The 25,197-nt window shown below is 71.3% G+C and carries 23 protein-coding genes; 20 read left to right on the plus strand and 3 right to left on the minus strand.

What is annotated here, in order from left to right; all coding sequences use genetic code 11:
• Positions 1-80: 80 nt before the first annotated feature.
• Positions 81-3,566, plus strand: coding sequence for a phosphodiester glycosidase family protein (locus LADH09A_RS04235; RefSeq protein WP_238643404.1), 3,486 nt, complete (start codon positions 81-83; stop codon positions 3,564-3,566).
• A gap of 45 nt (positions 3,567-3,611) precedes the next feature.
• On the opposite strand, the gene LADH09A_RS04240 is transcribed toward LADH09A_RS04235, so the two are convergent.
• Positions 3,612-4,508 (minus strand): phosphatase domain-containing protein, encoded by an 897-nt coding sequence (locus LADH09A_RS04240; RefSeq protein WP_238643405.1) that lies wholly within the window; start codon positions 4,506-4,508, stop codon positions 3,612-3,614.
• Between the two features lie 276 nt (positions 4,509-4,784).
• On the opposite strand from LADH09A_RS04240, the gene rpmE reads away from it, so the two are divergent.
• Together rpmE and prfA are read left to right on the plus strand one after the other, a co-directional pair.
• The gene (rpmE, locus tag LADH09A_RS04245) at positions 4,785-5,009 is read left to right on the plus strand and encodes a 50S ribosomal protein L31 (protein ID WP_030333150.1); all 225 of its coding nucleotides are present in this window, start codon (positions 4,785-4,787) and stop codon (positions 5,007-5,009) included.
• 127 nt (positions 5,010-5,136) lie between these two features.
• A complete protein-coding gene (gene prfA / locus LADH09A_RS04250; protein ID WP_238643406.1) occupies positions 5,137-6,225 on the plus strand; it encodes a peptide chain release factor 1 in 1,089 nt (362 codons plus the stop codon).
• A 15-nt stretch (positions 6,226-6,240) separates the two neighbouring features.
• Here the strand turns inward: prfA and LADH09A_RS04255 are convergent, their stop codons facing one another.
• The gene (locus LADH09A_RS04255) at positions 6,241-7,788 is read right to left on the minus strand and encodes a GGDEF domain-containing protein (RefSeq protein ID WP_238643407.1); all 1,548 of its coding nucleotides are present in this window, start codon (positions 7,786-7,788) and stop codon (positions 6,241-6,243) included.
• A gap of 71 nt (positions 7,789-7,859) precedes the next feature.
• Here LADH09A_RS04255 and prmC point away from each other — a divergent pair, with 71 nt between their 5' ends.
• From prmC to LADH09A_RS04275, 4 genes are all read left to right on the plus strand, one after another.
• Positions 7,860-8,807, plus strand: a complete 948-nt coding sequence (gene prmC, locus LADH09A_RS04260) for a peptide chain release factor N(5)-glutamine methyltransferase (RefSeq protein ID WP_238643408.1) — start codon at positions 7,860-7,862, stop codon at positions 8,805-8,807.
• Positions 8,807-9,454, plus strand: coding sequence for an L-threonylcarbamoyladenylate synthase (locus tag LADH09A_RS04265; protein WP_179783548.1), 648 nt, complete (start codon positions 8,807-8,809; stop codon positions 9,452-9,454). The genes prmC and LADH09A_RS04265 overlap by 1 nt, the downstream gene beginning before the upstream one ends.
• Positions 9,455-10,066 carry an arsenate reductase/protein-tyrosine-phosphatase family protein gene (locus LADH09A_RS04270; protein ID WP_238643409.1) on the plus strand — a complete coding sequence of 204 codons (612 nt, stop codon included), beginning with the start codon at positions 9,455-9,457 and terminating at the stop codon, positions 10,064-10,066.
• Between the two features lie 107 nt (positions 10,067-10,173).
• Entirely contained in the window at positions 10,174-12,288 is a 2,115-nt protein-coding gene (locus tag LADH09A_RS04275) for a transglycosylase domain-containing protein (RefSeq protein ID WP_238643410.1), read from the plus strand.
• Positions 12,289-12,300: 12 nt separating this feature from the next.
• Here the strand turns inward: LADH09A_RS04275 and LADH09A_RS04280 are convergent, their stop codons facing one another.
• Positions 12,301-13,764 carry an SDR family oxidoreductase gene (locus tag LADH09A_RS04280; RefSeq protein WP_238643411.1) on the minus strand — a complete coding sequence of 488 codons (1,464 nt, stop codon included), beginning with the start codon at positions 13,762-13,764 and terminating at the stop codon, positions 12,301-12,303.
• Between the two features lie 35 nt (positions 13,765-13,799).
• Between LADH09A_RS04280 and glyA the strand changes: the two genes are divergently transcribed.
• From glyA to LADH09A_RS04345, 13 genes are all read left to right on the plus strand, one after another.
• Complete coding sequence (gene glyA / locus LADH09A_RS04285) at positions 13,800-15,089, plus strand: serine hydroxymethyltransferase (RefSeq protein ID WP_308194470.1); 1,290 nt, start codon at positions 13,800-13,802, stop codon at positions 15,087-15,089.
• On the plus strand, positions 15,082-15,507 hold the full coding sequence (locus LADH09A_RS04290; RefSeq protein ID WP_238643412.1) for a hypothetical protein: 426 nt from the start codon (positions 15,082-15,084) through the stop codon (positions 15,505-15,507). Before glyA ends, LADH09A_RS04290 begins: the two co-directional genes overlap by 8 nt.
• Before the next feature lie 189 nt (positions 15,508-15,696).
• The gene (locus tag LADH09A_RS04295) at positions 15,697-15,933 is read left to right on the plus strand and encodes an AtpZ/AtpI family protein (RefSeq protein ID WP_238643413.1); all 237 of its coding nucleotides are present in this window, start codon (positions 15,697-15,699) and stop codon (positions 15,931-15,933) included.
• 11 nt (positions 15,934-15,944) lie between these two features.
• Entirely contained in the window at positions 15,945-16,742 is a 798-nt protein-coding gene (atpB, locus tag LADH09A_RS04300; RefSeq protein WP_238643414.1) for a F0F1 ATP synthase subunit A, read from the plus strand.
• A gap of 67 nt (positions 16,743-16,809) precedes the next feature.
• Positions 16,810-17,052 carry an ATP synthase subunit C-like protein gene (locus tag LADH09A_RS04305; protein WP_130404096.1) on the plus strand — a complete coding sequence of 81 codons (243 nt, stop codon included), beginning with the start codon at positions 16,810-16,812 and terminating at the stop codon, positions 17,050-17,052.
• 28 nt (positions 17,053-17,080) lie between these two features.
• Positions 17,081-17,620, plus strand: a complete 540-nt coding sequence (locus LADH09A_RS04310) for a F0F1 ATP synthase subunit B (RefSeq protein ID WP_179780741.1) — start codon at positions 17,081-17,083, stop codon at positions 17,618-17,620.
• Entirely contained in the window at positions 17,620-18,441 is an 822-nt protein-coding gene (locus tag LADH09A_RS04315) for a F0F1 ATP synthase subunit delta (RefSeq protein WP_238643415.1), read from the plus strand. Before LADH09A_RS04310 ends, LADH09A_RS04315 begins: the two co-directional genes overlap by 1 nt.
• A 141-nt stretch (positions 18,442-18,582) precedes the next feature.
• Positions 18,583-20,235, plus strand: coding sequence for a F0F1 ATP synthase subunit alpha (gene atpA, locus LADH09A_RS04320; RefSeq protein WP_238643416.1), 1,653 nt, complete (start codon positions 18,583-18,585; stop codon positions 20,233-20,235).
• Positions 20,236-20,239: 4 nt separating this feature from the next.
• Positions 20,240-21,169, plus strand: coding sequence for a F0F1 ATP synthase subunit gamma (locus tag LADH09A_RS04325; RefSeq protein WP_238643417.1), 930 nt, complete (start codon positions 20,240-20,242; stop codon positions 21,167-21,169).
• Entirely contained in the window at positions 21,169-22,605 is a 1,437-nt protein-coding gene (gene atpD / locus LADH09A_RS04330; RefSeq protein WP_238643418.1) for a F0F1 ATP synthase subunit beta, read from the plus strand. Before LADH09A_RS04325 ends, atpD begins: the two co-directional genes overlap by 1 nt.
• A 227-nt stretch (positions 22,606-22,832) precedes the next feature.
• The gene (locus LADH09A_RS04335) at positions 22,833-23,969 is read left to right on the plus strand and encodes an LCP family protein (protein WP_238643419.1); all 1,137 of its coding nucleotides are present in this window, start codon (positions 22,833-22,835) and stop codon (positions 23,967-23,969) included.
• 88 nt (positions 23,970-24,057) lie between these two features.
• A complete protein-coding gene (locus tag LADH09A_RS04340) occupies positions 24,058-24,339 on the plus strand; it encodes a F0F1 ATP synthase subunit epsilon (RefSeq protein ID WP_099848180.1) in 282 nt (93 codons plus the stop codon).
• A gap of 12 nt (positions 24,340-24,351) precedes the next feature.
• Complete coding sequence (locus tag LADH09A_RS04345) at positions 24,352-24,807, plus strand: DUF2550 domain-containing protein (RefSeq protein WP_238643420.1); 456 nt, start codon at positions 24,352-24,354, stop codon at positions 24,805-24,807.
• Positions 24,808-25,197 lie beyond the last annotated feature (390 nt).

The raw sequence follows: 25,197 nt of genomic DNA on the forward strand, positions 1-25,197 counted from the left end.
GACCGCAGTTGGTGGAATTTTCCTTCGGTTCAGTCGACAGGTATTGAAACTTCTATTCATAGCCGGGTTGACTGTCGTCCATGCGTACCCGCAGACGATCCGCCCGCCGCACCGGCGTCCTGCTGCTGACGCCGCTGCTCGCCCTGGCCCTGTCGCCACCGGCCACTGCCGCACCCACCAGCGCACCGCCCGCCGTCGCCGCACCCTCCGTGGCCTCGCCCACCATCGCGGAGGACGCGCCTCCCGCGTCCTCCCGCCCGGCCGGCTCGGTCAGCCTGGCCGCCGCCCCGACAGCCGCGACCGCCGGCGCTGGTGGTCTGGAGCCGGCCGGCGGGCTGGAGACCACGAAGGCCACCCGGCCGGTCGCCCCGGGCGTGCAACTGACGTCCTTCGACCGGTACGACGCCGAGGGCTGGCTGCGCGCCGACGCGCTCACCACCGACCTCGCCGGCGGCTCCACCGTCGACTACGTCAACTCCGGCGCGGTCAGCCGGGCCGAGCCGCTGCGGAAGGCGGTGGACCAGTCGCACGCGGTGGCCGCGGTCAACGGCGACTTCTTCGACATCAACAACTCCGGTGCCGCCCAGGGCGTCGGCATCCGGGACGGCGAGCTGATCCAGTCGGGGGTCAGCGGTCACCGCAACGCGGTGGCGGTCACCACGAACGGGCTCGGCCGGGTGATCGAGGTGAACTTCGACGGCAGCGCCACCCTGCCCACCGGGCCGGTCCCGCTGACCCAGTTCAACAACCTGGTGCAGGCCGACGGCATCGGTGCCTTCACCGAGCTGTGGGGGACGTACTCCCGGGAGCGTGCCGTGGAGGGCGCGGCCCGGGTGGTCGAGGTGACCGTCACCGGCGGTCGGGTGGCCGCGGTGGGCAGTGTGGCCGGTAGCGGCCCGATCGTCGCAGGCAGCACCGTGCTGCTCGGCCGCGACCTCGGCGCGGACGCGCTGGCCGGCCTGCGCCCCGGTGACCCGGTGGCGGTGGCCTGGCGACCGAAACCCTCCGACGGCAGCGCCCTGCACGCGGCGATCGGAGGCAGCAACGTCCTGGTCCGCGACGGCGTCGTGCAGAGCATCGCCGATCCGACCCTCGCTCCCCGCACCGCGGTCGGGTTCAGTGCCGACGGGCAAAAAATGATCATGCTGACGGTGGACGGCCGCCAGGTCGACAGCCGCGGCGTGACGCAGACCGAGATGGGCCGGATGATGGCCGAGCTGGGTGCCCACCACGCGCTCAACCTGGACGGCGGCGGATCGTCCACGCTGCTGGCCCGCGAACCGGGCGCGCCCGCCGTGCAACTGGAGAACGGCCCCTCCGACGGCAGCGAACGGGCCGTGCCCAACGGCCTGGCCATCTACGCGCCGAAGGGCAGCGGGCGACTCACCGGCTACTGGGTCGAGACGGCCAGCGATCCCACCGCCGCCCCGGGCGTCTCACCGGTGCGGGGTGGGCGGCCCGACCGGGTCTTCCCGGGGCTCACCCGGACCCTCACCGCATCCGGCTACGACGAGACGTACGGCCCGGCGGCCGGCGCCCCCACCTGGCGGGCGACCCCGGCGGCACGCGGCCGGGTCGACCGTGACGGCGTGTTCCACGCCGGCGCGCCGGGGGCCAGCACGGTCACCGCCGCACGGGGCCGGGTCGCGGGCTCGCTGAACCTCACCGTGCTCGGCCCGCTGGCCCGGATCGGCACCACCGCGCCGCGGGTCGGACTGACCGGACGGGACGGTAACGCCCTGGTCGGCGTGGTCGGTTACGACGCCGAAGGCAACACCGCGCCGATCGAGCCGGCCGACCTCACCCTCGACTACGACCGGGACCTGCTGCGGATCACCCCCACCGGGGACGGCAACCTGTCCGTCGCCGCGCTGCGGGACACCGGCTCGGCCCTGGTGACCGTTCACGTCGGACGCACGAGCGCGGTCCTGCCGGTCACCGTCGGGCTGACCGACGTGCCGGTCGCCGGCTTCGACGACGCCGCGTCCTGGCGCTTCAGCCAGGCCCGCGCCAGCGGGTCGGTCGCGCCGGCGCCGGGCCACACCGGCACCGGCCTGCGCATGTCGTACGACTTCGGCCAGTCCACCGGCACGCGGGCCGCGTACGCCGACCCGCCCGCCTGGATCGAGGTGCCCGGTCAGCCGCAGGCCTTCGGGATGTGGATCCACGGCAACGGCACCGGGGAGTGGCCCAGCCTGCACCTGCACGACGCCCAGGACACCCAGCACGTGCTGCGTGGCCCGCTGATCACCTGGACCGGCTGGCGGTACGTGGAGTTCGCGGTGCCGGCCGGGGTGCAGTACCCGGTGCGGGTACGCCGCTTCTACGTGGCCGAGACCAACGCCGCGGCGCAGTACACCAGCGAGGTGATCATCGACGACCTGGTGGCGAAGGTGCCCCCGACGGTCGACGTGCCGGAGGTGGCCCCGCGTACCGATCGGGTGGTGGTCCGCGACGGCACGGTGGACGGCGCGCCGTGGCGGTTCGCGGTGCTCTCCGACGCCCAGTTCGTCGCGGCCGACCCGGACAGCGACCTGGTCGCCCAGGCCCGGCGGACGTTGCGCGAGGTGCGGGCGGCCCGGCCGGACTTCCTGCTGATCAACGGCGACTTCGTGGACACCGCCTACCCGGCCGACTTCGCGCTGGCCCGGCGGATCCTCGACGAGGAGCTGGGCGACGCCCTGCCCTGGTACTACGTGCCCGGCAACCACGAGATCATGGGTGCCCCGATCAGCAACTTCGCGGCCGCGTTCGGTGCCACCTCCCGGGTGTTCGACCACAACGGCACCCGGTTCGTCACCCTGAACTCGTCCACCGGGACGCTGCGCGGCGGCGGCTTCGACCAGGTGCGGATGCTCCGCGAGACGCTGGACGCGGCGGCCACCGACCGGCGTGTGGGTTCCGTCGTCGTCCTGCACCACCACCCGCCGCGCGACCCCAGCCCGGCGCAGGCCAGCCAGCTCGGCGAGCGCAAGGAGGCCGCGCTGCTGGAGCAGTGGCTGGCCGACTTCCAGCACCGCACCGGCAAGGGCGCGCTGTTCGTCGGCGGGCACGTCGGCACCTTCCACGCCGACCGGGTCGACGGGGTGCCGTACGTGATCAACGGCAACGCGGGCAAGACGCCGTCGACCCCCGCCGACCAGGGCGGCTTCACCGGCTGGACGGAGTTCGGCGTGGACCCGGTGACCCCGGCCGAAGCGGACCGGGCCCGCCGTGACCCGCTCGCCGAGGGCCCGAGGTGGGTGGACGCGGAGTTCCACGCGCACACCGACCGGCTCACGGTGGCCGCCCCGTCCAGCGTCGCGGTCGGCGCCCCCGCGGCGGTCACCGCCACGGTGACCCAGCCCGGCGGGCGTACGGTCCCGGTGGCCGCCCCGGTCAGCGCCGACTGGTCGGCCTCGCCCGGGGTGCACGTCGGCTCGGCGGCCGGGGTGCGCCCGTGGCACACCGCCCGATTCGACCCGGCCACCGGAACGCTGACGGCACTGCGGCCCGGCGCACCGATCCGACTGACGGTCGAGGTCAACGGCGCCCGCGCCGAGGCCACCATCACCGTCACCGGGTGAACCGTCCGGACGGGCCCCCACGCGCGGGGCCCGTCCGGACACACCTCAGAAGTCGCCGTCGGCCACCTGGAAGACGGTCAGGCCGAGGGCCCGCCACATCTGGACCACCTGGACACGGTCGTCGAAGACGCCGGCCACCCGGTAACGGTCCCGGATCTCCCGGTCGTAGATCTCCCGCTTCACGATCGAGTCCTTCCGGGAGTCGCCGACGGCACGCAGGTGCAGGCCGAGGTAGGGGACCCGGACGTGGCGGGCCAGCCACGCCTCGGTGGCCGCGCGGGCGGAGGCGTCCCTCCCGGAGCAGAACACCACCCCGTACCCGGCCGCGTGCATCGCCCGGACCGCCGCGATCACCGCCGTGTTCGGCTCGTCCTCGCCCACCCGGGTCATGTCGTACGGGCTGCGGGACACGGCCAGCGCGACGGTGCCGTCGATGTCCACCAGGACGATCTCCGGTGGCTCGGCCGACGGTGGGTGCACCGCGGCGGGGCGTCCGGTGCGGGCCTGCGGCACCGGCAACGGCAGGGTCCGCCCCTCCAGGTACCGCTCGTGCAGTCGACGGATCGCCTCGGCCCCGACCTGTTCGGCCTCCGGGCGGGCGGCGTCGCGGCGCAGGCACTCGTCCAGCGGCACGTCGGTGAAGTCGTGCACCTCGAAGTCCGCGCCGTGACGGGCGGCCAGCTCCGCCCAGTCACGCAGCGTCCGCGAGCGCAGGTTGGTGTCGTCCACGCAGACGTCCGCCCGGGCCCGCAGCAACGCCTCGACCTGGGCCCGCTGCACGACGGTCACCTGGGCCTCGGCCCACTGCGTGAAGAGCCGCTCGCCGTGCAGCATCCGGCGCAGGTCGTCCCGGTTGACCCGGACGACGGACGGCTGGAGCGTGCGGGCGAACGTCGTCTTGCCCGAGGCGGGCAGTCCCCGGGTGGCGATCAGGCGGGTCATCGGCGTCGCACCTCCGGCTCGGCGGGCGTACCCCCGGCGGGGTACCCGGCGGCGGCCCGCCGGGTCGGCGAATGCCCCGTCGGGCGGCGGGAATGCGGATGGGGAGACACGTGTTGACGATGCCGGACGAGGTGTGTGGCCCGACTACCGGGTCGGCTCAGGCCCATGGCACACTGGTCAATCGGCCACCGGTTCCGGTTCACGCCCGAGCCCGTCGTGTACGGCGCGACGAGCGATGACGGCGACCCGGCGACCACCAACGAGAGGACCGAGGCGATGAAGGCAAACATCCACCCGGAGTACGTGACCACCGAGGTCAGCTGCTCCTGTGGCAACACGTTCACGACCCGCAGCACCGCCAAGGGCGGGGCGATCCACGCCGAGACCTGCAGCGCCTGCCACCCGTTCTACACCGGTAAGCAGCGCGTTCTCGACACCGCCGGCCGGGTCGCGAAGTTCCAGCAGAAGTACGCCAAGGTTCAGGCCAAGAAGGCCAAGTAGTTCCACGTTCGGCGCCCGCGTCCGGTTTTCGACCGGACGCGGGCGCCGTCCGCGTTTTCCCCCGTTTCCGCCCGGCCGCCGGCCTCCCGGCTCTCCCGGCGCGCACCGTCGAAGGAGCATCCGCAGCATGAGCAGCGAGCGTCTGGCCGGCCTCCTCGACGAGTACGCGGAGCTGGAGAAGCGGCTGGCCGACCCAGCCATCCACGCCGACCAGGCGACCGCGCGCAGGGTCGGCCGCCGGTACGCCGAGCTGGTGCCGCTGCACAAGGCCGCCGACGAGCTGGAACAGGCCCGTGCCGACCTGGTGGCGGCCCGCGAGCTGGCCGCCGAGGACCCGTCCTTCGCCAGCGAGGCCGAGTCGATCGCCGCGACCCTGCCGGCGCTGGAGGAACGCCTCGCCGAGCTGCTCATCCCGCGCGACCCGCACGACGCCAAGGACGTGATCGTCGAGATCAAGGCCGGCGAGGGTGGTGAGGAGTCGGCGCTGTTCGCCGGCGATCTGCTGCGGATGTACACCCGCTACGCCGAGCGGCACGGCTGGGTCACCGAGGTGATCGACGCGCAGGACTCCGACCTCGGCGGGGTCAAGGACGTCTCGCTCGCCATCAAGACCAAGGGTGTGCCGGAGGGCGGGAGCGGCGTCTGGTCGCGGCTCAAGTGGGAGGGTGGCGTGCACCGCGTGCAGCGGGTCCCGGTCACCGAGTCGCAGGGCCGGATCCACACCTCCGCCGCCGGGGTGCTGGTGCTGCCGGAGGCCGAGGACGTCGACGTCACCATCGACGCGAACGACCTGCGTATCGACGTGTTCCGCTCGTCCGGCCCGGGTGGCCAGTCGGTCAACACCACCGACTCGGCGGTGCGGATCACCCACCTGCCGACCGGCATCGTCGTCTCCTGCCAGAACGAGAAGTCCCAGTTGCAGAACCGGGAGCAGGCGATGCGGATCATGCGGGCCCGGCTGCTGGCCGCCGCCCAGGAACAGGCCGACGCCGCTGCCTCGGACGCCCGGAAGGCCCAGGTGCGCACCGTGGACCGCTCGGAGCGGATCCGCACCTACAACTACCCGCAGAACCGGATCACCGATCACCGGATCGGCTACACGGCGTACAACCTGGACCTGGCGCTCGCCGGCGAGCTGGACGGGGTGCTGGACGCCCTCACCGAGGCCGACCGCGCCGCCCGACTGGCCGGCGACACCGAACTGACCCGCCGCTGAACGCCGCGCCCCGGGTCAGCTTGCGCGGGGGCGGGACTTGGCGCGCAGCATCTCCCGGTCGGCCAGCTCGAAGGCGACGCTGAGCGCGTCGCGCAACCCGCTGCCGCCGGAGACCTCCGCGAAGCCGATGCTCACCCCGACCGGCGTGCCCGGGACCAGCGACTCCCAGTCTTCGAGCCGGACGGCGGCCTCGATCCGGCGGGCCACCTCGGCGGCCTCGGCCATGCCGGTGTCCGGCAGCACCACGACGAACTCGTCACCGCCGTAGCGGGCCACGAAGTCGCCCCGGCGCATCACCCGGTTGATCACCCCGGCGATGCGTTGGAGCACCAGGTCGCCGGAGTGGTGCCCGTGCCGGGTGTTGACCGCCTTGAAGCCGTCCAGGTCGCAGACGCCGATCACCACCCGCTCGCCCCTAGTGACCACGGCGGTGATGTACCGCTCCAGCCGCCGTCGGTTGGGCAGCCCGGTGAGCGGGTCGGTCAACGCCTCGCCCTCGAACCGCGCCGCCTCGCGGCGCATCTCCTCGTGGTCGATGCGGGCGGCGATGCCGTCGATGTAGACGTCCCGCAGCCGGTCGTTGCGTTGGGCGGCGAGCCGGAACGCCAACCGGTCGGCCCGGTGCGCCGCCAGGTGGTCTCCGGCACGGGTCAGCGCGATGCTGCGCAGGCGGGCCGGCTCGGCCGCCCCGAGCGTCTCGTTGGACACCTGGACGGTGTCCAACCGGGTGACCGCCTCGATCGGCCGTCCGGCGGCAACGGCGAGGCACACCTGCCCGAGCTGTCGCATGTCGCGGGCGCGGGCACTGTCGCCGCCGTGGCTGATCAACCGGGCCGGCTCGGCGTCCCCGGCTGTCTCCACCTGGTCGCCGAGCGCGGCCTGCCGGGCCGCCGCGTAGCCGTACGCGGCGAGGCTGCTCGGGCGGAGCTGGCCGGCCCGACCGGTGCGCACGAAGCGGGCCAGGTCGGCGGCCACGTCCCGGAGCACCCGCAGGCAGCCGTCGCTGTCGCCGTTGTGGTCCAGTGCCACCGCGTTGCGCAGCCGGATGCCCGGCGCGGCGAACGTCTCCTCGGGGATGCCGGCGGTCAGCCCGAGCTGCCGGGCCCGCTCGATGGCGCCGAGGGCGTAACCGTGGAAGCTGAGGTAGCTGTAGGCCATCGCCAGGTCGTGCCAGCCCCAGGCGGTGTCCCGGTCCGGGTCCTCCACCGCGCCCAGGGCGCGGGCGGCTCGGACGAGGTGCATGACGCAGCGGTCCAGTGCGCCCTGGTGGTGGGCGGCGAGCGCGGCCAGCGCGTTGAGGTGCCCGTGCAGGTACGGCTCGGCGAGGTCGCGGACCGCCGCCGACGCCTCCTCGATGGCCCGGGTGAACTCCGCCGTCCGACCGAGATTGATCAGCGCGGAGAGGCGCTGCACCAGCGCGTCCGCTCGGGCGGCCGGGTCGGTCGTGGTGCGGATCACACGTTCCAGCAGGACGTACGACTCCGCGGAACGGCTGGCCTCCTGCAGTGCCCGGGCGTGCGTGAGGACATCAACCTGGTCATCGACCCGGTCGAGCCAGCCCACCCGCCAACCTCCTGCCGTGCGCCTGGGCGCACCTGTTCGTCACGTCGCCCGCGACGCTTCATGATTATGTCGTGAGTACTCTGCCGCAACACCCCCCCGAAGGGACAGGCCCCCTCCGTCCGTCCGCCGCGGTCGCCCGATCGGCCCGTGTGCTCGCCGCCGCGGGGGTTGGTTCGGCCCGGGTGGAGGCCGAGGTGCTGGCGGCGTACGTGCTCGGGGTGCCCCGGGGTCGGTTGGCGCTCGCCGACGACCTCAGCGACGACCAGCTCGGGCGGCTCGACGAGCTGACGCGTCGTCGCGCCGGGCGGGAGCCGTTGCAGCACCTGACCGGTCGGGCCGGGTTCCGGCACCTGGAGCTGCTGGTCGGCCCGGGTGTCTTCGTGCCCCGGCCGGAGACCGAGTTGCTGGCCGGGTGGGGCGTCGAGCAGGCCCAGGGCCGGCGCGACCCGGTGGTGGTCGACCTGTGCAGCGGCTCGGGCGCGATCGCCCTGGCGGTGGCCCAGGAGCTGCCGGGGGCGCGGGTGATCGCGGTGGAGCGGTCCCCGGCGGCGCTGGCCTGGTTGCGGCGCAACGCGGCGGAGCGGGCCGCGGCGGGGGACCGGCCGATCGAGGTGGTGGAGGCCGACGTGACCGCGCCGGATCTGCTGGCGGATCTGGTGGGCCGGGTGGACGTGCTGCTCTGCAACCCGCCGTACGTGCCGGACGACGTCGTGGTCCCGCCGGAGGTGGCCGGGCACGACCCGGCGGAGGCGGTCTTCGGCGGCGCGGACGGTCTGGCGGTGATCCGGCCGGTCGTCGGCCGGGCGGCGGCGCTGCTGCGCCCCGGCGGCGCGTTCGGGGTCGAGCACGACGACACGCACGGCGCGGCGGTGCCCGGGCTGCTCGCCGGGCAGGGCGGGTTCGACGCTGTCACGGAGCATCGGGACCTCGCCGGACGCCCCCGCTTCGCCACCGCGTCCCGACGGGCGGACGGCCAGCACGCCCCGATCGGGGCGGCGTGGCAGACTGACTCCCCGTGATGCTCTACGACTGCCGGTCGCCCGCCGATCGGGACCGCGGCATCGCTGCGGCGATCGAGGCGGTCAAGAACGGCGAGCTGGTCGTCCTTCCGACGGACACCGTGTACGGGATCGGCGCGGACGCGTTCACCCCGTACGCGGTCAAGGCGCTGCTCGATGCCAAGGGCCGGGGTCGGCAGATGCCGCCGCCGGTGCTGATCGGCTCGCGGCACACCCTGGACGGGTTGGTGTTCTCGCTGCCCACCGCCGCACGGGATCTCGTGGAGGCGTTCTGGCCGGGTGCCCTGACGATCGTCATCGAGCACTCGCCGAGCCTCCAGTGGGATCTGGGCGACAAGACGGGCACGGTGGCGGTGCGGATGCCACTGCACCCGGTGGCGCTGGAGGTGCTGCGTGAGACCGGCCCGATGGCGGTCTCGTCGGCCAACAAGACCGGCCAGCCCGCGGCGGTGACCGCCGAGGAGGCGCGTGACCAGCTCAGCTACTCGGTGCGGGCCTACCTGGAGGCCGGGCCCTGCCCGGACCCGGTGCCCAGCACGATCGTGGACCTGACCGGTGAGGTGCCGCAGCTGCTGCGGGCGGGGGCGATCCCGTTGGAGAAGCTGCGCGACGTCGTACCGGACCTCATCGACGGTCGGGCGGTCTGAGTGCCCCCGTTCACGGTTCTGCACGTCTGCATGGGCAACATCTGTCGCTCGCCGATGGCGGAGCGGCTGCTCGCCCTGGCGGTGCGGGAGCGGTTGACGCGGCGTGCGGAGGAGCCGGCCCTGGCCGAGGAGCTGGTGCACAGCCACAGCGCCGGGACGGGTGGTTGGCACGCGGGCGAGGAGATGAACCCGCCGGCGGCGCGGCAGGTGACCGGCCGGGGCGGGGACGTCGAGGGGTTCGCCGCCCGCAAGCTGCGCTCGGACCACATCGACGCCGCCGACCTGGTCCTGACCGCCACGGCAGACCAGCAGGAGTACGTGGTGGCGCTTCGCCCGGACGCGGCGGCTCGCACGTTCGTGCTGGGTGAGTTCGGCCGCCTGCTGGCCGCGGTGGACGCCACCGTGCTGCCGCCGGGTGATGCCAGCCCGGAGGCCGTGTACGCCCGGGGTGTGGCTCTGGTGGCGGCGGCCCACGACGCCCGGTTGGGCGCCTCGGCGTTGCCCACCGATGATCTGGACGACCCGTGGGGTCGTGGTGACCAGTGCTTCAGCCGGGTCGCCGACGAGATCGAGGAGACGGTGCACCCGCTGGCGGGCGCGCTGCTGCCCTGAGCCCTGGTGCGAGTTTCCTCCGGGTTTGGGGAAAAGCAGGGGCGAAAGGGGCATTCCGGGTCATCCTGAACGGGTCCTAGCGTGACCGGCTCCTGCGGGGAGAGCTGATGATCCGGGCCCATCTCGACAAACTGCTGACCGTGGTGATCGCCGGAGTGCTGGCCGGGTTGGTGCTGGCCGCAGCCGCCCTGCCGGCGGCCCTGGCGTTCGGGATCGGCTTCAGCAACCTGTCCACGCCGTACTCGGAGCTGCCGAACACACTCCGGACGCCACCGACCGCCCAACGCTCCAACCTCTACGCCAACGACGGCACCACCCTGATCACCTCCTTCTACCAGGAGGACCGGGTGGACGTGCCGCTGCACGAGGTGGCACCGGTGATGCGCCAGGCGATCGTGGCCGCCGAGGACGTCCGGTTCTACCAGCACAGCGGCGTGGACCTGCGCGGCGTGGCGCGCGCGTTCACCGTCAACAAGCGGGACGGGCGGACCCGGCAGGGCGCCTCCACGCTGACCATGCAGTACGTCCGCAACGTGCTCAGCAGCGACCCCCGGCTGACCGAGGCGCAGCGGGTGGCCGCCACCGAGGTCACCACGGTGCGCAAGCTCCAGGAGATGCGGTACGCGCTCGCGCTCGAACGGGAGCTCGACAAGGAGCAGATCCTCACCCGCTACCTCAACATCGCCTACTTCGGCGCCGGGGCGTACGGCATCGCGGCGGCCAGCAAGCGTTACTTCTCCCGGTCTCCGGCCGACCTGACCCTGGCCCAGGCGGCTCTGCTGGCCGGTCTGGTCCGCTCGCCGGACAGCGACGACCCGATCAACGGTGACGCGGACAGCGCGCTGGCCCGACGCTCGTACGTGTTGGAGCGGCTGGTGGAGTCGGGGCAGGTGCCGGCGGACGTGGCGGCGGCGGCCCGGGCCGAACCGTTGCAGCTGGAGCCCAGCGAGACCCCGAACGACTGCACCGGGGTGCCCGAGGCGCACAGCGACTGGGGCTTCTTCTGCGACTGGTTCACCCGCTGGTGGAGCAGCCACTCCGCGTTCGGCGCGACGGCCGACGAGCGGCAGCGCACGCTGCGCCGGGGCGGGTTCTCCATCGTGTCGTCGTTGGACCCGGCGGTGCAGCGGGCCACCACCGAGCAGGTGCTGAAGATCTATCGACCGACGGACGCCGAGGCGGTGCCGACCGCCGTGGTGCAGCCGGGCACCGGGCGGGTGCTGGCGATGTCGGTGAACCGTGCCTACAGCGTGAAGGACAACCCGGTCGGGCAGAAGAACCGCCCCAACACGGTCAACCAGCTCGTCGCCGGCGGTGGGGCGATCGAGGGGTACCAGGGTGGCTCGACGTTCAAGCTCTTCACCATGCTGGCCGCGCTGGAGTCCGGCCTTCCGCTGTCGACCGACTTCGTGGCGCCGACCCAGTTGCTCACCCGCTTCCCGGTCACCGGGGAGGCGAGCTGCGACGGTCACTGGTGCCCGACGAACGCCAGCCCCTCGGCGATGGACGGCCCCCGCACCATGTGGAGCGCGTTCGGCCGCTCGGTGAACACGTACTTCGCCTGGCTCACCGAGAAGGTGGGCGCCGACCGGGTGGTGGAGATGGCCGAGCGGCTCGGCATCGTGCTGCGGGCCGACTCCGACGCCAATCTGGCCCGCTACGGCGCGAAGAACTGGGGCCCGTTCACCCTGGGCGTGGCCGCGACGACACCGCTGGACCTGGCCACCGCATACGCCACGGTGGCGGCCGAGGGCACCTGGTGCGCACCGCTGCCGGTGGTCTCGATCACCGACTCGGGCGGCCGGCCGGTCGACGCCGCCAAGCCGGACTGCCGGCAGGTGCTCGACCCCGACGTGGCCCGGGCGGCCACCGATGCGGCGCGCTGCCCGGTCGGCGACCAGTCGATGTACGGGCGCTGCGACGGTGCCACCGCACCCGGGCTGCGCGCGAAGCTCGGCCGACCCGTGGCGGGTAAGACCGGCAGCTCGGAGCGGTACGAGACGGAGACCGTCGTGGCGTTCACGCCGCAGTTGGCGGTCGCCTCGATGGCGGCGAACCCGGACGATCCCCGGGACGCGGTCGGTCAGGCGGTGCAGGCCCGGATGGTGGACGCGGTCGGCGAGGTGCTCAGCGTCGCCCTGCGCGACCAGCCGGTACGCGACTTCGTCCCGCCCAGCGAACGAACCGCCCTCCAGCTCACCGGAGCCCGCACCGGCAACTGAGACCGGCGTGGGTCAGCGGGTCTGTTCGGCGTTGCGCGCGATGTTGCGGGCCATGCCGCCGAAGACCACCGCGTGGAAGGGTGCCACCGATCCCCAGTAGGCGTGGCCGCTCAGCCCGCGCGGCAGGAAGACGGCGCGTTGCTGGTAGCGGCTGCGGCCGTCGTCGGCCGGCAGCACCCGCATCTCCAGCCAGGCCCGGCCGGGCAGCCGCATCTCGGCGCGCAGCCGGAGCAACTCGCCCGGGACGATCTCCTCGACCCGCCAGAAGTCCAGCGCCTCGCCGACCTGGAGGCGGTGCGGGTCGCGCCGGCCCCGCCGCAGCCCGACCCCGCCGACCAGCCGGTCCAGCCAGCCCCGGACCGACCAGGCGAGCGGGAACGAGTACCAGCCGTGTTCGCCGCCGACGCCCTCCACGACCCGCCACAGCGCTGCCGGTGGGGCGTCCACCGACCTCTCGCGTACGTCGGTGTAGACGGTGCCGCCGGACCACTCCGGGTCGGTGGGCAACGGCTCGGCGGGCGCGTCCGGGCCGCTCGCGGTGGACCAGCGGGTCTCCACCTGGGCGTCGCGCACCTTGGCCAGCGCCAGCGCCACCGCCTCGTCGAAGCCGGTCAGCCCGCCGGGTGGGTCCGGCACGTACCGGGCGATGTCGTGCTCGTGCGCGACCGCCTCGTGGATCAGGCTCTCCACCAGGGGGCGGGCGATGGCATTCGGCACGGGGGTGATCAGGCCGACCCAGTGCGACGAGAGCGACGGGGTGAGCGGGCGGACCGGCACGATGATCCGTCGGCGCAGCCCGGCCACCCGGGCGTAGCGCTGCATCATGTCGAGGAAGGTCAGCACGTCCGGCCCGCCGATGTCGAAGCCCCGGTTGACCTCCGGCGGAAGCGCGATGCAGCCGGCCAGGTAGCGCAGCACGTCGCGGACCGCGATCGGTTGGATCCGGTTGCGGACCCAGCGGGGGGTGATCATGGCGGGTAGCCGCTCGGTCAGGTACCGCAGCATCTCGAACGACGCCGAGCCGGAGCCGATGATCACCGCGGCCCGCAACACGGCCGTGGGCACCCCGCTGGCCAGCAGGATCCGGCCCACCTCGGCCCGGGACCGCAGGTGCGGGGACGGGACCTCCGCGTCGGACGCCGGCTCCGGCCCGCCCAGGTAGACGATCCGGCGTACGCCGGCAGCGCGGGCCGCCTCCGCGAAGTTGGTCGCCGCCGTCCGGTCGGCCTCCTCGAAGTCGGACCGGCCCAGCGAGTGCACCAGGAAGTAGGCGACGTCCACGTCGGCGAACGCTGCGGGCAGCGTCTCCGGTCGGCTCAGGTCCCCCTCGACGATCTCGGCGGCCGAGGCCCAGGGCACATCCCGCAGCCGCACCGCCTTGCGGGCGAGGCAGCGGACGGTGTGCCCGTCGGCCAGCAGCAGCGGCGCCAGCCGCCCGCCGATGTATCCGGTAGCTCCCGTGACGAGGCATCTCACAGGTCCCAGTGTGCGGCCCCCTAGACTCGTACGCTGTGGAGACCGAGACGAGCACCTTCTGGGGGCCGGATTTCGCGCAGCTCAGGGCCACCGACCCGGAGATCGCCGGGGTGGTCCTCGGCGAGCTGGACCGGCTGCGGGGCGGCCTTCAGCTCATCGCGAGCGAAAACCTGACCTCGCCGGCGGTGCTGGCCGCGCTCGGCTCGACCCTGACCAACAAGTACGCCGAGGGTTACCCGGGCCGGCGCTACTACGGCGGCTGCGCCGAGGTGGACCGTGCCGAGGAGATCGGCATCGCCCGGGCCAAGGAGCTCTTCGGGGCCGAGCACGCCAACCTCCAGCCGCACTCCGGTGCGAACGCCAACCTGGCCGCGTACGCCGCGCTGGTGCAACCGGGTGACACGGTGCTGGCGATGGACCTGCCGCACGGCGGGCACCTCACCCACGGCAGCCGGGTGAACTTCTCCGGCAAGTGGTTCCACCCGGTCGGCTACCCCGTCCGGCCGGACACCGAGCAGATCGACTACGACGAGGTACGCGACCTGGCGCGGGCGCACCGCCCCAAGCTGATCATCTGTGGCGCCACCGCGTACCCCCGGCTGATCGACTTCGCCCGGTTCCGGGAGATCGCCGACGAGGTCGGCGCGTACCTGATGGTGGACGCCGCGCACTTCATCGGCCTGGTCGCCGGCCGGGCCATCCCGTCCCCGGTGCCGTACGCCGACGTCGTCTGCGCCACCACCCACAAGGTGCTGCGCGGCCCGCGCGGCGGCATGATCCTGTGCCGCGAGTCGCTGGCCCAGCGCATCGACAAGGCGGTCTTCCCGTTCACCCAGGGTGGCCCGCTGATGCACGCCGTCGCGGCCAAGGCGGTCGCGCTGCGCGAGGCCGCCCAACCGGAGTTCCAGACGTACGCCAGGCAGGTGGTCACCAACGCCCAGGCGCTCGCCGCCGGGCTGACCGACGAGGGCATGCGCCCGGTGTCCGGCGGCACCGACACCCACCTGGCCCTGATCGACCTGCGGGAGCTGGGCGTGACCGGCGCCGAGGCCGAGCGACGCTGCGACGCCGCCTCGATCACCCTGAACAAGAACGCCATCCCGTACGACCCGCAGCCGCCGATGGTGGCCTCCGGCATCCGGGTGGGCACGCCGAGCGTCACCACCCAGGGCATGCGGGAGGGGGAGATGCGGCAGGTGGCCACACTGATCGCCCGTGCGGTACGCACCGATCCCGGTGCACCGGGCGGCGCCGACGAGCTGACCCGGCTCGGCACCGAGGTGGCCGAGCTGGTCGCGACGTTTCCGGCGTACCCCCGTGGCTGAGCCCGTGGTGGTCGAGCCCGACGCCGACCGGCGGTGGCGGCTGCGGCACCTGCCGGTGCTGCTGGCCGCGTCGGCGGCGTTGGCCGCGGTCGCCGCGGTGGTGGGTGGGGTGACCGGGGGCGCGACGTCGGCGCTCGGCGCGGCGGCCGGCGTGGGCGTCACGGTGCTCAGCTACACGCTGACCACGGTGGTGCTGGCCCGGGCCGACCAGGTCAACCCGCAGCTGCTGCTGCCGCTCGGGCTGGGCCTGTACGTGCTGAAGTTCAGCCTCCTGGGCGTGGTGATGGTGGCGGTGGCGTCGACCGGATGGCGGGGGTTGATCCCGCTCTGCCTCGGCATCGTCGCCGGGGTGGCAGTGTGGACGGCGGTGCACATCTGGTGGCTGACCACGGTGCACGCCCGTCGGCCACAGGGCTGACCTGCCCGTAGGCCGGTCGTCCCAACCAGCGGACGCGCCGCAATGTGTCGGCCTCCGGTCATTTTCCGACGGGCGGAAGGGGAGTAGCGTGCCCACAGACGACGGCGCCCACGAGAAGCCCACACAACGTTGGTTGTGCGGGGGGTGAGGCACAGCCTCGTCTTCCCGGCTGATATCGTTCGCCCCGTCATGGCTGGTGACCAAACCCCCCGTCCCGCCGGTGAACCGGACGACACTCCGTCCGGCGCCGGTCAGGGTTGGACCGCGCTCAGCTACCTCATCGGAGGCATGCTCGTGTGGGGTTTCATCGGCTGGCTGATTGACCAGTGGCTCGACACCGGCGGCGTTGCCACCGGGATCGGCGTCGTGCTCGGTATGGCCGGGGGAATCATCCTCGTCATCCGCCGGCTCGGCACGCCTACTTAGGAAGGGACGCGGTGTTCGGACAGGCGAACGTTCTGGCAGCGGGCCAGGCGGCATTCCCACCCACGGTGGAGGACTTCTACCTGCCCAGCATCCTGCCCTGGGGTGCGCACGACTCGTACTGGTTCACCAAGATCACGGCGATGGTCTGGATCGCGGTCGGCGTCCTGATCATCTTCTTCCTGGCGACCTACCGGAACCCGCAGCTGGTGCCGACCAAGAAGCAGTGGTTCGCCGAGTCGATCTACGGCTTCGTGCGCAACAACATCGCGGTCGACATGATCGGCCACGCGGGTGTGCGGTTCGCGCCCTACTTCACCACGCTCTTCTGCTTCGTGCTGCTGACGAACGCGTTCGCGATCATTCCGCTCTTCCAGATCTCGCCGAACTCGCACATCGCCTTCCCGGCGTTCCTCGCGATCATCAGCTACGTGCTGTTCAACTACATCGGCATCAAGAAGCACGGCTTCGTCAAATACTTCAAGAACTCGCTGATCCCGCCGGCACCCTGGTACATCCTGCCGCTGCTGATCCCGATCGAGCTCTTCTCGACCTTCATCGTCCGGCCGTTCTCGCTGGCCGTCCGTCTCTTCGCGAACATGTTCGCCGGTCACATGCTCCTGCTGGTCTTCACGCTCGGCGGCTTCGCCATTCTGAGCTCCAACGCCTGGTTGGCGCCGATCTCGGTGCTCTCGTGGGTGATGACCATCGCGCTCACCTTCCTGGAGTTCCTGGTGATCTGCCTGCAGGCCTACGTCTTCACCGTCCTCACCGCCAGCTACGTGCAGGGCGCGCTCGCCGAAGAGCACTGATCCACCCGCACCATCCGTTGTCGTCCCGCGTGAGAGTCACGCGTGATAACCAGGAGGAACCACACCAATGGACGCTAGCGTTCTCGCCGAGGTCACCGGTAGCACCGCTGCCATCGGCTACGGTCTCGCCGCCATCGGCCCGGGCATCGGCGTCGGCCTGGTCTTCGCCGCCTACATCCAGTCGACCGCCCGCCAGCCGGAGTCGTCGCGGATGACCCTGCCGTACGTCTGGATCGGCTTCGCCGTCATCGAGGCGCTGGCGCTGCTCGGCATCGCCTTCGGCTTCATCTGGGCCGGCTCCGCCGCCTGATCCAGCCCCTCTGACCGGGAGGTCTTCCATGTACTTCCTCGCCGCCGAGGGTGGTGAGTCGACCCACAACCCGATCATCCCGCTCTGGCAGGAGATCGTGGTTGGGTCCGTCGCCTTCGCCGTGCTCTGCTTCGTGCTGATGAAGTTCGTCTTCCCCCGCATGGAGCAGACGTTCCAGGCTCGGGTCGACGCGATCGAGGGCGGCATCAAGCGCGCCGAGGCCGCCCAGGCCGAGGCGAACCAGCTGCTCGAGCAGTACCGTGCCCAGCTCGCCGAGGCTCGGACCGACGCCGCCAAGATCCGTGACGACGCGCGGGCCGACGCCGAGGGCATCCGGCAGGACATCCTCGCCAAGGCGCGCGAGGAGTCCGACCGGGTCATCCAGGCGGGCAAGGACGCGCTCGCCGCCGAGCGGGCCACCATCGTGCGCGAGCTGCGCACGGAGGTCGGCACGATCGCGGTGGACCTCGCCAGCAAGATCGTTGGCGAGTCGCTGGCCGACGAGGCACGACGCAAGGGCACCGTCGACCGGTTCCTGAGCGGTCTCGAGAGCACGGGGGCCCGCTGATGCAGGCCGCCAGCCGGGAGTCGTACAAGGTCGCGGCCGAGCGCCTCGACGCGTACGTCCGCGGCGCGGAGCCGTCGGCGGTGGCCTCCACCGCCGACGCCATCCTCTCCGTGGCGACCCTGCTGCGGCGTGAGCCGCGGCTGCGCCGGGCGCTGTCCGAGCCGGCCCGTTCCGGTGACGACCGCGGCGCTCTGCTCGGCGACATGCTGGGCGGACGGATCGGCGCGGACGCGCTCGACCTGCTCGTGGTCCTGGTGTCCGGCCGTTGGTCGGCACCGTCGGAGCTGCTCGACGGCGCCGAGCGGCTGGGCGTGGAGGCGCTGCTCGCCAGCGCCGACAAGGCCGGCGAGCTGGGCGAGGTCGAGGACGAGCTGTTCCGCTTCGGTCAGGTCGTGGCCGGTCAGTCGGCGCTGAGCAACGTGCTCGCCGACCCGGTCGCCCCGGTCGAGCAGCGGGCCACTCTGGCCCGTGAGCTGCTGGCCGACAAGGCCCGCCCGGTCACCGTCCGCCTCGTCGAGGCGGCGCTCGGCGGGTTCGGGGGACGTTCCTTCAACGGGGCGCTCACCCGACTGGTCGAGCTCGCCGCCGACCGGCGTGACCGGCAGGTGGCGTACGTGACCGTCGCGGCCCCGTTGAGTGACGAGGACGAGCGTCGGCTGGGTGCGAGCCTCACCGCGATATACGGTCGAGAGGTCTCCGTCAAGCAGACGGTCGAGCCCGCCGTCCTGGGTGGCGTGAGCGTCCGGGTCGGCTCCGACCTGTACGACGGCACCATCCTGCGCCGCCTCAACGAGACCCGCAACACGCTCGCGAAGCGCTGAACGGCTCGCCGCTCCAGCGGCTGAGCGGCCTCGCCGCCCAGCATCGGGGCGGCGCCGCCGCCCAGCGCCCGGATTGACAGACGCCATTCGGACCGGTTGGTACTAGGTATCCCGGGCCCCTGAATTTTAAGGAAGCAGAGGATGGCCGAGCTGACCATCTCGACGGAGGAGATCCGCGGCGCCCTGGAGCGCTACGTCTCCTCCTACTCGTCCGACGTCTCCCGCGAGGAGGTCGGCACCGTCGCCGACACCGGCGACGGTATCGCCCACGTCGAGGGCCTGCCCTCGACCAAGACCAACGAGCTCCTCGAGTTCGAGGACGGCACGCTTGGCGTGGCGCTGAACCTCGACGTCCGGGAGATCGGCGTCGTCGTTCTCGGTGACTCCGCCAAGCTGGCGGAGGGGCAGCGCGTCAAGCGCACCGACCGGGTGCTCTCCGTACCGGTCGGCGACGCCTTCCTCGGCCGCGTGGTCGACGCGCTCGGCCAGCCGATCGACGGGCTCGGTGACATCGCCAACGAGGGCTTCCGCGAGCTGGAGCTGCAGGCTCCGAACGTGATGGCCCGGCAGTCGGTGTTCGAGCCGCTGCAGACCGGTATCAAGGCCATCGACGCGATGACCCCGATCGGTCGGGGTCAGCGGCAGCTCATCATCGGTGACCGGAAGACCGGCAAGACCACGGTCGCCCTGGACGCCATCCTCAACCAGCGGGACAACTGGCGCTCCGGCGACCCGAAGAAGCAGGTTCGCTGCATCTACGTCGCCATCGGCCAGAAGGGCTCCACGATCGCCTCGATCAAGGGCCAGCTGGAAGAGGCGGGCGCGATGGAATACACCACCATCGTCGCCTCCCCGGCGTCGGACCCGGCCGGCTTCAAGTACATCGCCCCGTACACCGGCTCGTCCATCGGGCAGCACTGGATGTACGGCGGCAAGCACGTCCTGATCGTCTTCGACGACCTGAGCAAGCAGGCCGAGGCGTACCGGGCCGTGTCGCTGCTGCTGCGTCGTCCGCCGGGCCGTGAGGCGTACCCGGGTGACGTCTTCTACCTGCACTCCCGCCTGCTGGAGCGCTGCGCGAAGCTCTCCGACGAGCTGGGCGGCGGCTCGATGACCGGTCTGCCGATCATCGAGACGAAGGCCAACGACATCTCGGCCTTCATCCCGACCAACGTCATCTCGATCACCGACGGGCAGATCTTCCTGGAGACGGACCTGTTCAACCAGGGCGTCCGGCCGGCGATCAACGTCGGCACCTCGGTCTCCCGGGTCGGTGGCGCCGCGCAGGTCAAGCCGATGAAGAAGGTCGCCGGTTCGCTGCGGCTGAACCTGGCCCAGTACCGCGAGCTGGAGGCGTTCGCCGCCTTCGCCTCCGACCTGGACCGGGCCTCCCAGAACCAGCTGAACCGTGGGTCCCGCCTCGTTGAGCTGCTCAAGCAGCCCAACTACTCGCCGTTCCCGGTGCAGGAGCAGGTCGTCTCGGTCTGGTCCGGCGTCGAGGGCAAGCTGGACGACATCCCGGTCGGCGAGGTGCGGCGCTTCGAGTCGGAGTTCCTCCAGTACCTGCGGCACAAGCACGAGGGTGTGCTGGCCGGCATCGCCGACAACCAGTGGAACGACGACATCATCGGCTCCCTGGACAGCGCGATCGCCGAGTTCAAGCAGGTCTTCCTCAACAAGGAGGACGAGCGTCGGGTCAACGACGCTCCGGCCGCACCGCTTGAGGGCGACGAGAACCGCGAGACGGTGACCCGCTTCCGCGACAGCGCGACCGACCGCCCGGCCGAGAGCTGATCCCGTGGCGGCCCAGGTACGCGTTCTTCGTCAACGGATCCGCTCGGCGAAGTCGATGAAGAAGATCACCAAGGCGATGGAGCTCGTGGCGACGAGCCGGATCGCCAAGGCCCAGGCCCGGGTGCAGGCGTCCCTGCCGTACGCCCAGGCCATCACCGGTGTGCTCACGGCGCTGGCGTCCAACGCACGGATCGACCACCCGCTGCTCACCCCGCGCGAGCGGGTGCGGCGGGCGGGCGTCCTGTTGGTCACCAGTGACCGTGGCCTGGCCGGCGGTTACAGCTCCAACGCGATCAGGATGGCCGAGTCGCTGATCGCGCGACTGAAGGCGGACGGCAAGGAGCCGGTGCTCTACGTCATCGGACGTAAGGGCGTCGGGTTCTACCGGTTCCGCGGCCGGCCGATCGAGGCGAACTGGACCGGGTTCAGCGAGCAGCCGTCGTTCGAGGACGCCCGCGCCGTCGGTGAGACGCTGATCAAGGCGTTCACGGCCGGTGCGGACGACGCCGACGGCAGCGCCGGTGCGGACGGGGTGCTCGGCGTCGACGAGTTGCACATCGTCTACACCGAGTTCCACTCGCTGATGACGCAGAACCCGGTTACCAAGGTCATCGGTCCGATGCAGGTGGAGGACCGGCCGCGCTCCGAGGGGCTGCTGCCGGCGTACGAGTTCGAGCCGGAGGCGGAGGCGCTGCTCGACGCGCTCCTGCCGAGGTACATCAACACGCGGATCTACGCGGCGTTGATCGAGTCGGCGGCGAGCGAGTCGGCGGCACGGCGACGGGCCATGAAGTCCGCCACCGACAACGCCGAAGACATGATCGAGAAGTACACGCGCGAGATGAACTCGGCCCGGCAGGCCGGTATTACCCAGGAGATCAGCGAGATCGTCGGCGGCGCCAACGCGCTTGCCGCGTCGGGAAGTGAAGTGTGATGACTGCACCAGTAGAGACCAAGAAGACCACCGGTCGCGTGGTCCGGGTCATCGGCCCGGTCGTCGACGCCGAGTTCCCGCGCGACGCCATGCCGGCCCTGTTCAACGCCCTGCACGTCACCGTGACCCTGTCCGGCGGTGAGAAGACGCTGACCCTGGAGGTCGCCCAGCACCTGGGTGACAACCTGGTCCGCGCCATCTCGATGCAGCCGACGGACGGCCTGGTCCGCGGCGCGGAGGTGCGTGACCTCGGCGAGCCGATCACGGTGCCGGTGGGCGACGCGGTCAAGGGTCACGTGTTCAACGCGATCGGCGAGGTGCTCAACCTCAAGGAGGGCGAGACCTTCGAGGCCGACGACCGGTGGGGCATCCACCGCAAGGCCCCGGCGTTCGCCGACCTGGAGCCGAAGACGGAGATGCTGGAGACCGGCATCAAGGTCATCGACCTGCTCGCCCCGTACGTCAAGGGCGGCAAGATCGGCCTGTTCGGCGGCGCGGGCGTGGGCAAGACGGTGCTCATCCAGGAGATGATCACCCGAGTGGCCCGCAACTTCGGTGGCACCTCGGTCTTCGCCGGCGTGGGTGAGCGCACCCGTGAGGGCAACGACCTCATCGCCGAGATGACCGAGTCCGGCGTCATCGACAAGACCGCGCTGGTCTACGGCCAGATGGACGAGCCGCCGGGCACCCGGCTGCGGGTGGCGCTCTCCGCGCTGACCATGGCGGAGTACTTCCGGGACGTGAAGAAGCAGGAGGTGCTGCTCTTCATCGACAACATCTTCCGCTTCACCCAGGCCGGTTCGGAGGTGTCCACCCTGCTCGGCCGTATGCCGAGCGCCGTGGGTTACCAGCCGACCCTGGCCGACGAGATGGGCGAGCTCCAGGAGCGGATCACCTCCGTCCGGGGCCAGGCCATCACGTCGATGCAGGCGATCTACGTGCCGGCGGACGACTACACCGACCCCGCCCCGGCCACCACGTTCGCCCACCTGGACGCGACCACCAACCTGGAGCGGTCGATCTCCGACAAGGGCATCTACCCGGCCGTGGACCCGCTGGCGTCCTCGTCCCGGATCCTCGCCCCGGAGTTCGTCGGCCCGGAGCACTTCCAGGTCGCCACCGAGGTCAAGCGGATCCTGCAGCGCTACAAGGACCTGCAGGACATCATCGCCATCCTCGGTATCGAGGAGCTCTCCGAGGAAGACAAGATCACCGTGGCTCGGGCCCGGCGGATCGAGCGTTTCCTCTCGCAGAACACGTACGCCGCGGAGCAGTTCACCGGTGTTCCGGGCTCGACGGTCCCGATCAAGGAGACCATCGAGGCGTTCCGGAAGATCAGCGAGGGTGAGTACGATCACTTCCCCGAGCAGGCCTTCTTCATGTGCGGCGGTCTCGAGGACCTCGAGGCCAAGGCCGCGGAGCTGATGAAGGACTGACCAGCTCGATCGGATCCGCAACAAAAGACTGCCCCGGCAATGCCGGGGCAGTCTTTTGTTCATGTTCGCGTCCTATCATCGTCGCGGTCCGTTACTCGTGGTCGGCAGTGTCGAGCCACCCGAGATACGGTCGTTCCGCGCGCTTATGTGAAAGAGCGTTGAGCTTTGCAACCTTTCGGCGACGTGCGCCCGTCTTCCTCACGTGGGGCGTAACGAACGGAGAACTCGTGGGTAAGGCCGGCAAGAGTGGCCGCAAGTCGTCCGTCTGGCGGGGTGTGCCGCGCTGGGCCAGGATCTGCACGGTCTTCGGCACCGTGTTGACCGTGCTCAGCGGTGCCGTGCTGGTCGGCACCGAGGTGCTCATGGCCCGCTACGAGGGGGCGGTCGGCAAGGCGGACCTGTTCGGTGACCAGGCGGCCGGTGCCCAGGCGAAGAAGAGCGAGATCAAGGGCCCGCTCAACATCCTGCTGGTCGGCATCGACCCGCGTACGGCGACGGCGGCGCCGCTGGCCGACTCGATCATGGTGCTGCACGTGCCGGCGTCGATGGACCGGGCCTACCTCTTCTCTCTGCCGCGCGACCTCTACGTGCACATCCCGGCGTTCAAGAAGGCCGACTTCCCGGGTGAGTCCACGAAGATCAACGCTGCCATGTCGTTCGGCAGCCGGGTGCCGGGTGCGAACCCCGATGCCGCCCGGGGCTTCGAGCTGCTGGCCACCACGGTGCAGAACGTGACGGGCATCAAGCGGTTCGATGCCGGCGCGATCATCAACTTCACCGGCTTCCAGAAGATCGTCGACGCCATGGGCGGCGTCAACATGTACATCGAGCGCGACGTGAAGTCCGAGCACAAGCAGCCGGACGGGAAGGCCCGGCCGGGCAACACGCGCGGCGAGGGCTACGTCGGCCCGCAGGCGGTCTACAAGAAGGGCAACCAGCACCTGAGTGGCTGGCAGGCGCTGGACTACGTTCGGCAGCGCTACCCGAAGAACGGCGTTCCGGACTCCGACTACGGCCGCCAGCGCCACCAGCAGCAGTTCGTCAAGGCCATGGTCGGCCAGGCGTTCAGCGCCGACGTGGTGTCCAACCCGATCAAGTTGGACAAGGTGCTCCGCGCCGCCGGCCAGTCACTGATCTTCAACGGTCGGGGCAACAGCGTGGTTGACTTCGGGCTCGCCCTGAAGGACATCCGCCCCAACACCATCCAGATGATCAAACTGCCCGGTGGTGGCAAGTACGACGGAAAGAAGTACCTGGGTGAGCAGTTCCAGGAGGGGGTCCCGGATTTCTTCGCCGCGCTGAAGAGCGAGCAACTCGACCCGTTCCTGCTGGAGCACCCCGACTTCATGAACAAGACCAAGTAGCCGGGGCGCGGTTCTCCCCACCCGCGTGGGGCGCGCGTCGGCGTCAGGCTAGACTTTCGGCAATCCGTAGCCGCAGCAAGGAGACAGCGTGGCACAGCAGCTTCACGTCGAGCTCGTCGCCGTCGAGGAGAAGGTCTGGTCGGGTGACGCCGAGATGGTCGTCGCCCGTACGACCGAGGGCGAGCTGGGTGTTCTGCCGGGGCACGCGCCGCTGCTCGGCCAGCTCGCCGAGCCCGGTCAGGTGCGCATCAAGCTCGCCGGCGGTGAGCAGGTCACCTACGAGGTGGCCGGCGGCTTCCTCTCGGTGAGCGCCGACGGTGTCACCGTGCTGGCCGAGAGCGCAACCCCGGTTTCCGCACCGAGCCGCTGAGTCACACCGGGGATGGAGATCGTCGAGGGATTCGGGATCGGCGTAGTCGTCATCCTCGCCGCGCTCTTCATTCTCTTCGTCCGGCGGGCTCTGGTCACCCGTAGCGGTGGCATCATCCGCCTCAGTGTCCGGGTCTCCACCATGCTCGACGGCCGTGGCTGGTCGCCCGGCTTCGGTCGGTTCGCCGACGACGAGCTTCGCTGGTACCGGATGTTCAGCTTCGCCATCCGCCCCAAGCGGGTGCTGTCGCGCAAGGGGCTGGCGGTGGAGCGCCGCCGATTGCCCGAAGGTCAGGAGCGGCTCTCGATGCCGGCCGACTGGGTGATCCTCCGCTGTACCAGTCACCACGCACCGGTGGAGATCGCCATGGCGCGATCGACCGTGACCGGTTTCCTCTCGTGGCTCGAGGCCGCCCCTCCGGGGGCGGTCTCGCCGCGTCTTGCCTCTCAGGACTGGCCGGCAGCCTGAGGCTGCTCCGGGCTGCCTGAGGCCGCTTGTGGTTTGTCCTGGGGGCCTGCTGGTCTTCTGTGGTCGCCGTTGGGGTTTCCGGGAAAGACTGGCTGGTCGCCTGTGGTCGTCTGTGGTCGCCGTTGGGGTTTCCGGGGAGCCCGCCCGGCTCCGGGCGGTCAGGCTTGATCCCTGCGCCGGGCGGGCTCCCCGGAAACCCGTCGTGGGCACCCTGCGTCATTCTGGCGCGGCTTTTCGTCACCTGCCGTTACCAGTGAGGTCGGGTTTCGCCTCTTCGGGTGGTCTGGCGGGGTGATCGACTCGGTTTTCATGATGTCGGGGTGTCCTGCTGGTCTGGATACCGCGTTTTCCTTGAACCCGAGTGGATCGCGTCGCCCGCGCTCGCCGGCG

Source organism: Micromonospora cabrerizensis, assembly GCF_022230955.1.
GTDB lineage: Bacteria > Actinomycetota > Actinomycetes > Mycobacteriales > Micromonosporaceae > Micromonospora > Micromonospora cabrerizensis.